Raw genomic sequence first — 13,625 nt, 5'->3', positions numbered from 1 at the left:
AAATGCCGCTAATGACAGTATACTCTTACTCGATACCGCTTACTTACGCAAGGAGTGCAGATTCATGATTTCCAAGAAGGACCGACTGTTCAACCTTTCGACCAAGCATACCTCCTATCTGTTTGCCATAACCGAAACGGGCCATTTGGAGCACCTCTACTATGGAAGGTTCCTATCCAATCCAACCATTAGTGTCGATGCCCTTTCTGAGAAGCGGAGCCTGAACATCGGAACGAGCACTGCATACGACAGCGACCACCCCACCTTGTTTCTCACAAACCTCTGTATGGAATATTCTACCATGGGAAAGGGCGACTATCGAGAGTGTTCGGTCACTATTGAATACACCAAAGGTATGCAAACCCTCGATTTCATCGTTAAAAGCTTCCGCATTCTTCCCGGCAAGCCGAGAACGTTCAGCGGACTGCCCGAGTCCTACGGGGATAAAAGTACTTGCACCACCTTGGAGATAACACTGAAGGAGACTTGCCTACCGATCAGAATGACCCTTACCTATACCGTCTTTGAGGACAGCGACGTCATCACTCGCAGGGCAACCATCTACAACGACAGCACAAGCAGCGTCCGTATCAAGAACCTTGCCTCGGCACAGCTCGACCTCGATGCCGATGACTGGAATCTGGTAACCTTCGACGGAACTTGGGCGCGTGAACGGTACATGAATGAACGTGCGCTGCTTCCAGGTATCTACATCAACGACAGCAAAACCGGTGTATCCAGTGCCGATCACAATCCCTGCATATTCCTGAAGAAGGATGACGGGGAGTGCATCGGAATGAACCTGATCTACAGCGGTAACCACCGTGAACTGGTCGAGGTCTCCCCCTATGGAAAAATCAGGGTGATGACCGGCATCAACCCTGCAACATTCAGCTGGGAGCTCAGTGCCCAGGACCGGTTCCAGTCCCCTGAAGCTGTTCTTACCTACTCCCATCAGGGTATGAACGGTGCAAGTGCTAATTTCCATCATTTCATCAACAACCATATCGTCCGGGGGACTTGGAAACTGCGCGAACGACCGATCCTTATCAATAACTGGGAAGCCACCTACTTCAATTTCACCGAGGACAAGTTGCTCACCCTGGCCAAGGAGAGCGCCGACTTGGGCATTGAACTCTTCGTGCTCGACGATGGATGGTTCGGACTTCGCAACGACGATACCACAAGCCTCGGAGATTGGACCGTGAACCCGAAAAAGCTTCCCTCAGGTCTGGCATGGCTGAGTCTTGAGGTACACCGCCTTGGCATGATGTTCGGTCTCTGGGTCGAACCGGAAATGATCAGCATCGAGAGCCAACTATACAAGAAGCATCCCGATTGGATGATCGCCATCCCAGGTCGCAGACCGAGTGTCGGACGCAACCAATACATCCTCGACCTCAGCCGGCAGGATGTACGCGACTATTTATTCAAGAGCCTCTCAGAGACATGGCACCTTGCCGATGTGAATTACATCAAGTGGGATATGAACCGGGTGTTCAGCGATTTATATAGTGCAAATGCCGAGATACACAACCACCAGGAATTCTTCCATCGCTATGTATTGGGCCTGTACGACCTTCTAGGCAAGCTCACCCAAGCATTCCCCAATGTGCTTTTTGAGTCGTGTGCAAGCGGTGGAAACCGCTTTGACCTGGGTATGCTGTGCTATATGAGCCAGACATGGACCAGCGATAATACCGACGCACTTTGCAGGCTCTACATCCAGGAAGGAACCAGCTGCGGCTACCCGCTCTCAACAATGGGAAGTCATGTCAGTTCCTCCCCCAACCACCAAACACTGCGTCGAACCGACTTGGAGGCTCGCTTCAATGTGGCAGCCTTCGGAGTGCTGGGGTATGAACTGGATATCACCAAGCTCAACCGTCAGCAAAAAGAAGCGGTCAGAAGCCAGATCGCCTTCTATAAGGCCCACCGTTCCCTGCTTCAGTATGGAATCTTCACACGCATCAAGTTGGCCAACAGCCCTTCCAATCAGATTGTTTGGGCGGTGGCAAGCCAAGATAAGAGTGAGTTGCTTGTACTCTTCGCCCAAAAGCTGAACCTGCCCAACCCTGCTTCAGACAAGTTGAGGGTGGAAGCCGTCGATTTGCATGCCGTGTATGAAGTATTCCCCCGCCAGCAAAAAATCGACATCAAGATGTTCGGTGACTTACTCAACCGCGTCAGCCCGGTTTCCATCACTGAAGGCGGCCTTGCCCAGGATACCATCAGCAAGGCCCTCTCACTTGAGAGTGAAATCGAGCACTACCGGGTCAGCGGAGAACAGGTTGCCTTTGGGGGCATAAAGCTGAATCAGCAGTTCGGAGGGACCGGATACGATGCCATGACACGCGTATTGGGTGACTTCGGCAGCAGAATCTACATTTTTAAGAAGATCAACCTAGAAAGCAAGTAAGTCCTGTATTTCAGACTGGGTAACCTCTTTCTGATAGTGGGAACGCACAAAACCCAAATGGGTGGTGCTTCCCACCAGTATGGCGCCGACAAGCTTGCCTTCCTGGACAAAGTAGGCTTCATAGCGATTACCGTTTTGTTTTGCCTGTGCAATACCTTCAATATCACCTACGCTTACCACGTCAAGCCCGTCACCCTTGAAGCGGGTGAACAACACCGGGGTCTGATAGGGTTTCTGCTCTCCCAACAGGTTGGCTACGGCCGTCTCTGCCATGGCAAGGGCAACAGGAACAATGCCGGGAACCCTGCCTTCGTACTCGCTGCAGTCACCGATGGCAAGAATATCGCTGTCACTGGTCCTCAGATACTGGTCCACCACAATTCCGCGATTGGTCTTCAGTCCGGCGTTCTTAGCCAGGGTAATCTCAGGCAAGACTCCCAAGGAGAGCAACAGGGTACGACAAGGTACTTCCTCTCCTTCGGTCACCAAGGCTCTGAGGTGGCCACCCAGATCGAGTTTCTGAGCTTGCGTTTTCACCCCTTCCTTGATCACCAACCCCTGCCCCTCTAGGTGGGATTTGAGAATGGAAGCTGCCTGTGTATCCAATTGACGGACCAAAATTCGATCAGCGACTTCTAGGACTGTTACTTCATAGCCTTTTCTCTTTACCCAAAGGGCGGTCTCCAGCCCGAGCAAGCCGCCTCCGAGAACTACAACCGGGTTTTCGATGGTCTCCCCAATACTCTGTGCATCACTGAAGGTCCTGAGTGTACAGGCTCCGTCGGTACACGAGAAAATATCGAGCATACGCGACCGGCTTCCGGTTGCGATGACCAGTTTATCGTATGGAAAGGATGCACTGCCGCTGTAGACCAACTTATTCTGTGGATCAATTGCCGTAGCTGCACGCTTAAGAAGGTAGGGAGGGTCGGTCTTGGCGATTAAATCCTGCAAGGCGTCTTTGTCGCAGAGAGCCTGGGGAAGAAGGATGCGGCTATAAAAGCCTACGGGTTCCTCGCTGAAAAGCTGAACCGAGACCCCTTTTGCTGCAAGCTTGGATGCAACAGTTGCCCCGGCCACCCCGTTTCCAATAATTACTACATGCATGATGCACCTCCTGCTTTGCTTCAGAGGCTACCGCAAGAAGGGGCAGGCTGTCCAGAATGAATTAAAAACCTTCTTTACCGTAACGATCAGCCATTTGCTCAAGACTTACCTGTTCCACAAGCCCTGCCTTTCCAACACAACCGAATTCGACAATCAGGGAGCCAACCATTTCCATTACACCTTGCTTAATGGCAGTCACCACATCCGCAACAGCTTTATTGGGGATGGTTCCATACATGACAGTATCCATAATCGGAGGGAGGAAGACTCGGGGATCAAAAGCTTCGGGCTTTGCCTTCAGCAGTTGGTGCATCTGGTTCAGTTGCGGATCTTCTGTGAGCTCAGGCTTCTGAAGGAAAAGCTCACGGAGGTTTCGGGTGACCGCAAGACGGATGTCGGTATCGACATTGATCTTGCCGATACCAAGTTTTCCTACTTCCTTCAGCTGCTCAAGTGATATGCCATGAGCATTGCTGATATTCCCACCCAGGTTGTTGATCGCCTCCACCAGATAGGTGGGAACAGTAGAAGAACCGTGGCTGACCAGCACCCCGAAGATGCCCTCATGCCTGAGGCACTCCTTGATTGCTATGGCAATTTCCTTGCGAACCTTGGCATTCTTCCCTTTATTTGCCCCATGCATGGTGCCATAGCTGATCGCAAGGGCATCGACTTTGGTCTCCTGGAAGAAGCGAATGGCATCCAATGGGTTTGTATAGGTACTGTGCTCGGAAAATACATGGTCCTCCACTCCGGATAAGACACCCAGTTCCCCTTCCACTGTCACTCCTACCCTATGGGCAAGTTTCACTACTTCACGAGTCAGTGCAATATTATCCTCAAGAGGAAGCGAGGAACCATCGATCATAACGGAGGTATATCCTCCATCGATAGCAGCCTTCACGGATGCAATATCCTTGCCGTGATCAAGATGCAGGGCGATGGGAATAGGGGCGTGTTCAGCTGCCGCCTTCACTGCCTTGGCGATATTGACAGCGCCTCTCTGTTTGTCTTCAAGATTTGCATTGAGAAAGTCGGTACGACCTCCCATAAACCCATTTGCCAGGTCTGCACCCTGAAGAATCGCGGGAGCGCGAAAAAGAGTATGAATCTGTATCACCGCCTCCGCTTGGGCAACCATGTTTACATTGAATGCCCCTTGGGCATATCCATAGCGATCGGTGGTTTCCAACAGTGGGCGCAAAGGAATTAGGGACATAATCTACCTCTTTGTAGGATAGGAGGCACGGTAGACACAGCCGTCGACCTCCAGATGATAAGTATCAAGGCTGGCGCCAAGGAGCAGGCACTCACCTTTTTTGAACGAACGACTCTGCTCACCGTTGGTTACTTTGGTGTTTCCTTCGATGCAAAGCAGCACAGAAACAGTACCGTTTTCTTCTTCGTACCTGCCTTTCTCGAATCGGGCGAGCTCAAAGAAGGGATCATCGGTCTCATAGGAATACTTACCTTTCTGTTGCAGGGTGGGAATTTGATGTACCTTTACATAGGAAGTATTCATGATTGAGAACAGTTCCTCATAATCCACGTGCTTATCGGTAAGTCCGGCACGCAGGATATTGTCTGAGTTGTTCATCAACTCAATACCATTGCCTTTCACATAGGCGTGCACTATTCCGGGTTTGAGGAAAATACCCTCACCCGGCATCAGGTTGATGACCTGCAAAAGATAGGGAGCAAACACCCCGGGGTCAGCACCGTAGAGGTCAAGTGCTTGCCGGGCTATCTCCAAAGGGGTAACAAATGGCGGGTAGGATATTACTTTTTGCTTCGCAAGGGCTTGCGCATACTCAGTTACTACAACTTGGAGTTCTTGCTTGTCCAGACGATAGAGTGTTTGGACAAAACTGCGTACCGGGTCTTCTTCGTTTTCGCAGGACGAGAGAAGCCTCTCATAGCTTTCAGGAAGCACCTCCCTGAGGTTATGCTGCATCTGCTCTTTCGAGAGAAAGCCGCACATTGCTGTAGTCTTTGTAAGAGCTACCAGCATTTCAGCCTTGGGATTGGCATCCTGATAGTTCCAAACCGACCGATCGAGAACAGTGCGTTTTTCTGCTTCTTTCTCCCACCCGCTTCTGGCCTGAGCGCTATCGGGATGACACTGAATGGACAGTGGCCGTTCGATAGCCATAACTTTGAAAAGAAAGGGGAATTCTTGCAAATTGCCGAGAAAACGGGGATTGCCTGCAAGAAAGGAAGCGAGTTCCTCTCCTGTTTCCAAAACCGTCGAGGGTGCATTTGGATGGACTCCCATCCATAGTTCCCCGATGGGGACTCCCAATCGGTCGGGTCGTTGTACCAACGACTGGAGGAAAGAGAGACCTCCCCAGGGAAAATCCTTCAACTGGGCACTAATTCGCACTGCATCCATACGCTACACCTCACGCTTAGGAAAAGAAGCAAGTGGAGAGCCGATTAATGGTTTGCACCAAGCTAGATATGCTTCGTCAATTTTTCCGGCATCCCTCACATACTGTATAGGCAAGGTACGTTCGTGCAACATGACTTGCTCAAGGGGGATGAGGATAGTCTTGCAAAGATAGGGCTCACTGTTGATGCGCTCAAAGCCTACCATTACCTCACTCTTACCTTCCAACAAGGCTTTGACGGCTTCCCTACCGGCCAGGATTGCCTCATCGCGGTCGACTTCCGATTGGAAGGCGATGGAACAGCGCCCGAGGATGCCTGGTTTCTCACTACGTGCCTTGATTCCCAATTTCTGGATCACCAGATTGCACAGGTGTGCCGATACATCTCCATAGTAGACCGATCGCCCTACTTGAAAGATTGGCTTCACAATAGGAGAGCCTTCAGTGGTCCGTAACCCCTCAGAGGCTACCACTACCACGCCTCCATGTTTCTCATACAGGCTCCTCGCCTCATCGAGGAAACGCTCTTCATCAAAGGCTACTTCAGGTACGTAGATGAGATGGGGACCTACACGCTCTTCTGTCTTTGCCAATGCTGCGGCGGCGGTAAGCCAGCCTGCATTCCGACCCATACTCTCGATAATACAGACATGAATGGGAAGCGATGCCACATCTTGGCTCAGTTCCTGAACCGAGGAGGCCAAGTAACGGGCAGCACTGCCGAAACCAGGAGCATGATCGGTGATGGCCAAATCGTTGTCGATGGTCTTGGGGATACCCACCACCCGAATACCTTTACTTCTCGCTATCGGATGGGCTTTGATGGCTCTAGCCAGCTTGCCGCAGGCGTCCATCGAACCATTGCCTCCATTGAAGAATACTCCGGTGATATTGCATTCGAGCAAGACTTCCACCATCTTGGCATAGTCATCGTCACTGACGTGAAAGCGGCTTGTACCGATCCATGAGGCAGGGGTATGGGGCAACTGTGCAATAGTCTGTTCATCGATGGTCAAGAGATCGATGAAATCCTCTGTAAGGACGGCTTGCGTCCCCCCTCTTGCAGCATAAACATGCCGGCATACTCCCGAATCCTTCGCCTGCTTGATTACCCCATACAAGGAGGCATTCATCACCGCTGTCGGTGCCCCACCATGAATTATCAACAAATTCTCATGCATACCGCTCTCCTCCATAGATAAATGAGCCATTGGCAAGAGTACACTGCACCTGGGAATCAGAATCGAGGGCGACAAGGTCGGCACGCTTGCCAATTTCCAACTCCCCAACATCCTGTAGGCCCAGCATGCGGGCGGCATTCGTGCTTACCAAAGCAGAGATACGCTCAACATGTTCATTGGTGTAGCTCATGAGATTTCTGAGCGCATGATCCATTGTCAGAGTGCTTCCGGCCCGCACTCCGGTTTCCACCACCTTGGCATCACCTTCCTTGACGATGATTGTATTCACGCCCAGTTGGTAAGTACCATCGGGGCACCCGGTCGCACTAAGGCTATCCGTTACAGCAAGCATACGATCATAGCCTTTAATCTTGAGCAAAAGTCTGATAATAGGAGCATGAAGGTGAAATCCATCGCAGATCATCTCCGCATAGACATCCTGTTCCAATACAGCGGTAAGAATGGCTGGGTCATGCATGTGCAGCAACTTCATGGCATTCATAATATGCGTAGTACCGGTTGCCCCAGCCTTGATGGCAGCAATAGTCTGCTCATAACTGGCACTGCTATGACCTAAGGAGACTCTCACTCCCAACGAAGTTGCCTCTTCTATCAAAGGAATTGCACCTTCCAGCTCAGGAGCGAGTGTAATGACTTTCATAGTCTTTCTTGAGGCAGCATAGAGCTCTCGAAACAAGGAAAGATCGCACTGCCTGAGCAAATGACCCGGCATAGCCCCTTTGTAGGCAGGACAAAGAAATGGACCTTCCAAATGGATGCCTGCAATAGTTGGATTATCCTTCAAAAGCTGAGGCGAAGACAGAAGGTCGAGCTGTTTGGTCATCGTCTCCACAGTATCGGTAAGAAGGGTTGGAAAATACGTGGTGACTCCCCGCGAAGCAAAAAAACTGCTTATCCGTCCAACATCTTCGGGTAGGGCATGGTTGAAATCAATACTGAGTGCTCCATGGGTATGAATGTCGATGAACCCAGGAACGAGAAACAGGCCAGTTGCATCAAAGGTGGCAGTGTTCATCGCAGGAGGAAGTTGCTTGTCCATGGCGACAATACGTCCACTTTCAATGAGCAAATCCAATTGCTTGAAGCTCCCTTGATGAAGTACGTGTGCTCCTCGTATGTGCATAGTCATGAATCAATCCTTCTACAACTCTCCCGCTGTAGCAAACTGAAGGGAAGTGTCACGCGGATGCTATAGGGTCTGTTGGTTTGTAGACGATCGAGCAGGACTTTCACGGCAAGCCTTCCCAGCTCTTTCTTGGGAATATCTATGGTAGTGAGTGCCGGCTTGAGATACGTTCCCGTCTCAATATTGTCAAATCCAACCACGGAAATATCCTTCGGAACTCCAATGCCATGCTCATCGAGAGCTTTCATTACTCCCATGGCAACGGTATCATTTCCGCAAAAAACTGCTGAGGGGAGCGTTTTGCGCCTTATGAGTGCTTTCATGCTTTCGTATCCGTCATTGGCAGTTAGGATGGTGTCGACCACCAATTCCTTGCGAACTGGGATGTCATGTGCTTCCATCGCATCAAGAAATCCGTGATATCGATGTTCATTGAACACCTGGTGCTTGACCTGTGTCGGTCCGATAAAACCAATGTCCCGGTGTCCGAGGCTGATGAGATACTCCACTCCGCTCATGACCGCAGCATGTGCATCACAGGTCACTTCATCAATATCGTTGCCAATTTCATTGACACCGGCATAGACGAGATTAGGAATCAGACTCTTGAGCATCTGAATGTTTTCCAAAGTTGTACGACCGAGCATGATGGCACAATCGAGGCGTGTATTGTGTATGAAATGCATGAAGCCAGGATCCTTGATGTAGGTCACAAAAAAGTTATGCGGAAAGTTCGCACCTTGGTTGATCACCTCCTGTTGGATTCCAGCAAGAAGTGCTGAGAAAAAGGGAGAAACATACGTCTCATGTTCGCTGGTCAGGATGCAGGCAACCGAGAATGTTTTATCTCCAGCCTTATAATCCATATATCGTGCATTGGCAAGCTTGGCAGAGAAATATCCCAGGCGTTCAGCTGCTTCAAATACCTTGGCCACAGTCTGGTCGTTGGCCTTGCGTGAGGTATCGTGACTGAGAATCCGTGACACTGTGGAGATTGAAACCCCCGTATCGTTGGCTATATCCTTCAATTTTACTGCCATTACATGCCTCCTAAACTCTACTTCGTGTACCCTGATTTACCCAATCCAGCATACATATTTCGCTTGTACTGCTCCACCCCCTCCTGATCAAACGGATTCACCCCAAGCAGGCGGGCCGACAGGTAGGCAGAGAAGAGAAAGAAGTAAAATAAACCTCCCAATGATTCTGCATTCAGAGAACAATCACTGTTCAGTTCGATGCAGGGAATACCATCCTTTGAGTGAGCTTCAAGGGCTGCTTGGTAGACAGCCTTATTGAGGAGGGAGAAGGGTTTCCCGTCCATATAGGAGAAGCCATCAACCACATCATTTGATGGTTTAATCATACAATTCGTTTCCGCATAGTGCAGGTCCAGAAAGGTCTCCAGCAGTATTCTTGGCCCCTGCTGTACATACTGGCCGACTGCATGCAGGTCCTCGGAGTAGGAAAAACCAATGGGAAAGAGTACCTGGTCGGTCTTGCCTTCAGTCTCTGCAAACAGCTGTATCCACCATCTGGTGAAGTGCTGAAGATCAGGCTCAAAAGTAACCAAACTTTCCAGAATAATACCCTTCTTCCTAATCAAGGAACGAAGAATGGCATATCCTATGGCAGGATTACCAATTCCTTGTATCGTTCGTACCTTCTGTTGCATGGCAAAAGCACCTTTAAGAAGGTTCTGAATGTCCACACCTGCAACCGCTAGGGGGAAAAGTCCCACTGGTGAAAGAATTGAGAAACGGCCTCCAATATCAGCAGGAAATGGGAGGTACGTATAGCCATGTTGCTGGGCAAGTTCATAAAGTTGTCCGCTTCCCTTGCTGCCTGTCACAATAATGCGTTGCTCAAAGTCGGTGCCATATTTGGCCTGCATAGCACTACGCAACATGCGAAAGGTAATGCCCGGTTCGACAGTATTGAAATCCTTGGCGATTACATTCAGCACTACCGAATTGTGTTCAATAACCGCAAGGGCATCAGCAAGGCAGGTTGAGCTGAGCGTATCTCCGGCAAAATACAAAGTCGTGGGACTTGAAGAGGTCCGCTTGAGAACCTGTAGAGCGGCAACCGCCCCCCGGTTCGATCCCCCGATTCCGATGACAATCATCACCTCTGCAATTTGGTTGACCCGATTTGCCACACGTACAAGCTCGTCGATTTTTTGCGCCCTAACGTCCAGCCAACCGAGGGAACCGCTATACTGCTCTTCTCCTCTCTGAACGTCCGAGATGAGAGATTGATTCTGTTCAATGGTTGTACGAATCTCGCTCTCACTTACTACAAAAGAGGCGCTCTGCATAGTGCAGGTGATAGTCATCGAATTCTCCTTGTAAACTCGGAAGGGGCTCAACGAGCCCCTTCACATCAAATAAGCAGCTCTTAGAAAGTCTTGAGGGCCTTGAGCAGATAAGAATCGTCGAAAGACTCCTCAAAGCTCTTCACCTTGTTACCGGCTGGTACATTGGGAACTCTCACTTGATAGAGAGCCTTCATATACTGGTAACCCAAAGAGTCCTTGGAAGCAAACCACTCTTGATACATTGCTTTAGTAGGTGCAACCAAGTTGGTGGGGTCGAAGCTTCCTACCGGTTTCTGAGAAAGCCGTTCACCCGCACGCATAGCCTCATCGATGTTCTCCGATCTCCAAACACCTGCTTCATACAATGCATTGATGAAAGCCTGGGCGACCTCGGGACTCTCCTTCAGCCATGCGTTGCTTGCAACCCAGGTGGAGGGGAAGGACTTCTCTGGCGGGAAGTGCCCGACGGTAGTGGCGATCAACTCAGCATTCTTATTGGTCTTGAGAATAGTACTGGTCGCAGGGGAGAAGCCGACTACGACATCCATACCATCGTTGGAAGCCATACCAGCGGGCAAGTTGGAATTCAGAGTGTTAATGACCTCAATCCGGTTAGCAGCATTACTGTTCGGTGCAGTATACCCGGCCATGTAGGAACTGGTCTCACTGTGGATCCAAAGTTGTTCAGCAGCAGGACGATCAGCATTAATCAGCTCAAGCAGTGCCTTAAACCAACCTCCAGGTGTAGTCCCCACTTCGATGTAAACCTTCTTGCCCTTCAGACCAGTGTAGATTTCATCAAAGTCAAAACGGCCGTTCTTGTTTGCATCGGTGAAAAGGCCTTTCTTGGCGATGAACATCTCAGCATTGCTCAGACAATCGAGGAAGACAAAGGAAAGGCCATTTCCATTTCCATCAATCGGATTCCAGGCAACACCGGCTCCAATGTATCCGACATCGAGTGTGCGGTTGTCGGCGCGCATGGCAGTCATCTCAGCAGGACCGCTTTCAACAACGGTGAAGTTCACTTTGATTCCATGCTTTTTAAAGAAGCCCTGTTCCTCTGCTACTGCTGCCAGCGGTGCTCCACCTTCATTGGCATGGATCCCAATTCTGACAGTGGTCAATTCTTTGGCATTCTGCTCGGGGGTGGCAGCCGCCCATACGGATGCGACCACACCTACGATCATAAGGGCCACAAGTAGTGTCTTTTTCATAACGTCCTCCTAGTTGCATACATATCTATAGACATCCCCTCTTATTGGGGAGCATCTGCCACTTATTTGGGAATCTCCAGATACATCTTGTACACGGTATCCCACACATAGTTTTTATAGCGCATGAACCCTTCTTCCAATTTGGTTGCCTGTGTCCGGGGATAGGGAAGATCAATATTGACAATCTCCTTTATCTGACCAGGCCGCGCACTCATAATCACAACTTTACTGGCAAGAAGAACCGCCTCATCAACATCGTGAGTAATGAAGAAAACAGTCTTCTTTTCCTTTTCCCACGTCTTAAGGAGGTCCTCCTGCAACTGAGCTCTGGTCTGGGCATCCAATGCTCCAAAAGGCTCGTCCATCAAAAGAACCTCAGGATTCAGGGCATAGCCTCTGGCGATGGCAACACGCTGTTTCATACCACCAGACAGAGCCTTGGGAAAACTATTCTCAAAACCGGTCAGGTTGACCATTTTGATGTAGTGGTCGGATAGTCTGTGCTTCTCTTCGGCCGTAAATTTCTGCATGACCGTAGTTGTTTTCTTCTTTCCTGAAGCATCGGTCTGCTCAACTTGGACAGGCTTGGGGATGAATTTCAATCCGTATTCAATATTCTTTCGGACTGTCATCCAAGGAAAGAGCGCATATTGTTGGAAAATAACCCCGCGTTCAGGAGCCGGACCCACGATGGGCTGACCATGCATGGTCACTTTTCCGCTGTCGAAGGTTTCCAAACCTGCAATAATGTTCAGCAGTGTTGTTTTGCCACAGCCCGACGGCCCGACCACACAGACAAACTCATTCTTCTCGATGTCGAGTGTCACTCCGTTGAGCGCGTTGACATTGGCACCCTTCTCGACTTTGTATTCCTTATGGACATCCTTGATGCTGATCAATACTTCTGCCATATGCTTACTTCCACTTGGTTAGTTTCTTCTCGATGAGAAGGAGAATCTTGTCCAGAACAAATCCGATGATACCGATGGTTATGATTCCCAAAAGCACTATTGAAGTGTCCATGAATTGCTGTGCACCCTGAATTCGGGCTCCAAGGCCAAAAGTCGTTCCAGTCAACTCGGCGGCAATAAGGGTGGTCAGGCTCGCAGCCATACCCAGCCGTGCACCAACCAGAATGTAGGGAAAGGATGCAGGAATAACGATATCAAAGAATAAATCCTTGTCCGAAGCGCCGAAGGTATAGGCGGCCCTGATCAAGGTTTTATCCACTTCCTTGACGCCTTGGTAGATGGTCACCACCATAACCAGAAAGGCTGCAACAAAGATAATGGTGTACTTGGGGGACTCCCCCAAACCCATTGCCAGGATTACCAGCGGAATGAGGGCGATCGGAGGAATGGTCCTGAGAAACTGAATCCACGGTTCCACGAGGTTGCGGACCGTCGGATACCATCCCATCAAGAAAGAGACGGGAATTGAACAGATGAATGCAAGCCCAAAACCAATCAACACCCTCTGCAATGAAATGCTGATATCCTTGAAATACCGGCCATTTGCCATAGTTTCGGAAATCAAGGCGGCAAATACCTGCTTCGGGCTGGCCAAAAAGGTATTGATTGTCGGAATGAGTGTGATGACAGCCCAAAGCAGGAATCCTCCGATTATTGAAATGACCATCAAGGTATATCGGAATCGCTTGGTTCCATCGGAGAAGTCCTTGAGCTTACGCGCTTTCTGTTTCGACTGTTCAGATGCAGTATTATCCATGCCGTTTTCCTTTCTTTAGCACCATTTGCTGTGCAAATTCCTGCCAACTAAGTGTAATATGAATCCAAATTTTTGGATAACTTTCAATCCAATTCTAAAGAAATTATTGCTTGAGA

General features: G+C 49.9%; 11 protein-coding genes. 1 reads left to right on the top strand and 10 read right to left on the bottom strand.

Translation table 11 applies throughout. The annotated features are described in order from the left end of the window. Nucleotides 1-64 precede the first annotated feature (64 nt). The gene (locus tag SPIBUDDY_RS02920; RefSeq protein ID WP_013606271.1) at nucleotides 65-2,419 is read left to right on the top strand and encodes an alpha-galactosidase; all 2,355 of its coding nucleotides are present in this window, start codon (nucleotides 65-67) and stop codon (nucleotides 2,417-2,419) included. On the opposite strand, the gene SPIBUDDY_RS02915 is transcribed toward SPIBUDDY_RS02920, so the two are convergent. From SPIBUDDY_RS02915 to SPIBUDDY_RS02870, 10 genes are all read right to left on the bottom strand, one after another. Further along, nucleotides 2,405-3,526 carry an NAD(P)/FAD-dependent oxidoreductase gene (locus tag SPIBUDDY_RS02915; protein ID WP_013606270.1) on the bottom strand — a complete coding sequence of 374 codons (1,122 nt, stop codon included), beginning with the start codon at nucleotides 3,524-3,526 and terminating at the stop codon, nucleotides 2,405-2,407. The two genes, SPIBUDDY_RS02920 and SPIBUDDY_RS02915, sit on opposite strands and share 15 nt — an antisense overlap. A gap of 61 nt (nucleotides 3,527-3,587) precedes the next feature. After that, a complete protein-coding gene (locus tag SPIBUDDY_RS02910) occupies nucleotides 3,588-4,745 on the bottom strand; it encodes a class II fructose-bisphosphate aldolase (protein ID WP_013606269.1) in 1,158 nt (385 codons plus the stop codon). 3 nt (nucleotides 4,746-4,748) lie between these two features. After that, on the bottom strand, nucleotides 4,749-5,918 hold the full coding sequence (manA, locus tag SPIBUDDY_RS02905) for a mannose-6-phosphate isomerase, class I (RefSeq protein WP_013606268.1): 1,170 nt from the start codon (nucleotides 5,916-5,918) through the stop codon (nucleotides 4,749-4,751). 3 nt (nucleotides 5,919-5,921) lie between these two features. Continuing rightward, nucleotides 5,922-7,097, bottom strand: coding sequence for a diphosphate--fructose-6-phosphate 1-phosphotransferase (locus SPIBUDDY_RS02900; protein ID WP_013606267.1), 1,176 nt, complete (start codon nucleotides 7,095-7,097; stop codon nucleotides 5,922-5,924). Next, nucleotides 7,090-8,247, bottom strand: a complete 1,158-nt coding sequence (nagA, locus tag SPIBUDDY_RS02895; RefSeq protein WP_013606266.1) for an N-acetylglucosamine-6-phosphate deacetylase — start codon at nucleotides 8,245-8,247, stop codon at nucleotides 7,090-7,092. The genes SPIBUDDY_RS02900 and nagA overlap by 8 nt, the downstream gene beginning before the upstream one ends. Further along, nucleotides 8,244-9,284: a LacI family DNA-binding transcriptional regulator gene (locus tag SPIBUDDY_RS02890; RefSeq protein ID WP_013606265.1), complete on the bottom strand. Its 1,041-nt coding sequence runs from the start codon at nucleotides 9,282-9,284 to the stop codon at nucleotides 8,244-8,246. Before SPIBUDDY_RS02890 ends, nagA begins: the two co-directional genes overlap by 4 nt. Before the next feature lie 17 nt (nucleotides 9,285-9,301). Beyond that, nucleotides 9,302-10,582, bottom strand: coding sequence for a glucose-6-phosphate isomerase (locus tag SPIBUDDY_RS02885; RefSeq protein WP_013606264.1), 1,281 nt, complete (start codon nucleotides 10,580-10,582; stop codon nucleotides 9,302-9,304). A 62-nt stretch (nucleotides 10,583-10,644) separates the two neighbouring features. Beyond that, nucleotides 10,645-11,781, bottom strand: coding sequence for an ABC transporter substrate-binding protein (locus tag SPIBUDDY_RS02880; RefSeq protein ID WP_013606263.1), 1,137 nt, complete (start codon nucleotides 11,779-11,781; stop codon nucleotides 10,645-10,647). 62 nt (nucleotides 11,782-11,843) lie between these two features. After that, the gene (locus SPIBUDDY_RS02875; RefSeq protein WP_013606262.1) at nucleotides 11,844-12,692 is read right to left on the bottom strand and encodes an ABC transporter ATP-binding protein; all 849 of its coding nucleotides are present in this window, start codon (nucleotides 12,690-12,692) and stop codon (nucleotides 11,844-11,846) included. A gap of 4 nt (nucleotides 12,693-12,696) precedes the next feature. Further along, on the bottom strand, nucleotides 12,697-13,509 hold the full coding sequence (locus SPIBUDDY_RS02870) for an ABC transporter permease (protein WP_013606261.1): 813 nt from the start codon (nucleotides 13,507-13,509) through the stop codon (nucleotides 12,697-12,699). Nucleotides 13,510-13,625 lie beyond the last annotated feature (116 nt).

Origin of the sequence: Sphaerochaeta globosa str. Buddy (assembly GCF_000190435.1) — a bacterium.
GTDB classification, from domain to species: Bacteria; Spirochaetota; Spirochaetia; order Sphaerochaetales; family Sphaerochaetaceae; genus Sphaerochaeta; species Sphaerochaeta globosa.
This window is presented reverse-complemented; position numbering and strand designations above follow the sequence as displayed.

What these genes read in the sequence shown, in the direction of transcription:
- SPIBUDDY_RS02920 (WP_013606271.1), top strand. Translation starts at nt 65, where the DNA reads ATGATTTCCAAGAAGGACCGACTGTTCAACCTTTCGACCAAGCATACC.
- SPIBUDDY_RS02915 (WP_013606270.1), bottom strand. Translation starts at nt 3,526, where the DNA reads ATGCATGTAGTAATTATTGGAAACGGGGTGGCCGGGGCAACTGTTGCA.
- SPIBUDDY_RS02910 (WP_013606269.1), bottom strand. Translation starts at nt 4,745, where the DNA reads ATGTCCCTAATTCCTTTGCGCCCACTGTTGGAAACCACCGATCGCTAT.
- manA (WP_013606268.1), bottom strand. Translation starts at nt 5,918, where the DNA reads ATGGATGCAGTGCGAATTAGTGCCCAGTTGAAGGATTTTCCCTGGGGA.
- SPIBUDDY_RS02900 (WP_013606267.1), bottom strand. Translation starts at nt 7,097, where the DNA reads ATGCATGAGAATTTGTTGATAATTCATGGTGGGGCACCGACAGCGGTG.
- nagA (WP_013606266.1), bottom strand. Translation starts at nt 8,247, where the DNA reads ATGACTATGCACATACGAGGAGCACACGTACTTCATCAAGGGAGCTTC.
- SPIBUDDY_RS02890 (WP_013606265.1), bottom strand. Translation starts at nt 9,284, where the DNA reads ATGGCAGTAAAATTGAAGGATATAGCCAACGATACGGGGGTTTCAATC.
- SPIBUDDY_RS02885 (WP_013606264.1), bottom strand. Translation starts at nt 10,582, where the DNA reads ATGACTATCACCTGCACTATGCAGAGCGCCTCTTTTGTAGTAAGTGAG.
- SPIBUDDY_RS02880 (WP_013606263.1), bottom strand. Translation starts at nt 11,781, where the DNA reads ATGAAAAAGACACTACTTGTGGCCCTTATGATCGTAGGTGTGGTCGCA.
- SPIBUDDY_RS02875 (WP_013606262.1), bottom strand. Translation starts at nt 12,692, where the DNA reads ATGGCAGAAGTATTGATCAGCATCAAGGATGTCCATAAGGAATACAAA.
- SPIBUDDY_RS02870 (WP_013606261.1), bottom strand. Translation starts at nt 13,509, where the DNA reads ATGGATAATACTGCATCTGAACAGTCGAAACAGAAAGCGCGTAAGCTC.